This window comes from Aeromonas lacus (assembly GCF_000764665.1).
In the GTDB taxonomy this organism is placed as follows: Bacteria; Pseudomonadota; Gammaproteobacteria; order Enterobacterales; family Aeromonadaceae; genus Aeromonas; species Aeromonas lacus.
Genome location: NZ_JRGM01000105.1, coordinates 1 through 609 on the forward strand (window position 1 = coordinate 1; position 609 = coordinate 609).

Here is a 609-nt window from a genome sequence, read left to right on the forward strand (position 1 = left end):
GGGCTATGCCGTTCTAGCCATCCCTGTGGTTTATTGGTTAAAATCCTTGCTGGATTTGTTGCACAAGTACTTGAGACTGAGTCTTGCCTTCTGGGTTTTGGTTGTAATTTTTTCTTGGCAAGGAGCTCTTGTTGGCTGGCTATACTATGGATTTCTCATTACCCCAAAAGACTCTTATGCAAACAATTCTGGCAGAAAAAGAGTAAAATCAGACTAACTTTAGATGGTCGTGACGTTGAAACAGGAGTGAATATTAATTCACCATTTTGGTAATGCGTCTGTCATTTGAAACGTAGATATCTATCTCCCCCTCAAAGAGGGGGTCCATTACATAAGCTCATGATATCATACTTTTTAACCACAACTGAGCTCTCCGTACTCCCGCCCAAGACTACAACCGAGTAGACGTAAAAATTTCACATGTGAAATTTTTACGTCTACTCGGCTCAAAAAATAATACTGTAATAGTTCAAAAACCGTGAAATCGTCTATGCCAAACAAAGTTTAAATGTAAGTCATTGTTTTAAATTGAAATAGTTTTTTTGCGTTTTGCCCAAAAAGGGCACTTTCAGCGACCATGTTTTCTACATACAACATTCAGAATACATC

The 609-nt window shown here is 38.3% G+C and carries 1 protein-coding gene; it reads left to right on the forward strand.

The features are described from left to right. On the forward strand, positions 1-217 hold a 217-nt coding region (locus LG31_RS21630), incomplete at its 5' end, for a hypothetical protein (RefSeq protein WP_476500321.1). Between the last annotated feature and the right edge of the window lie 392 nt (positions 218-609).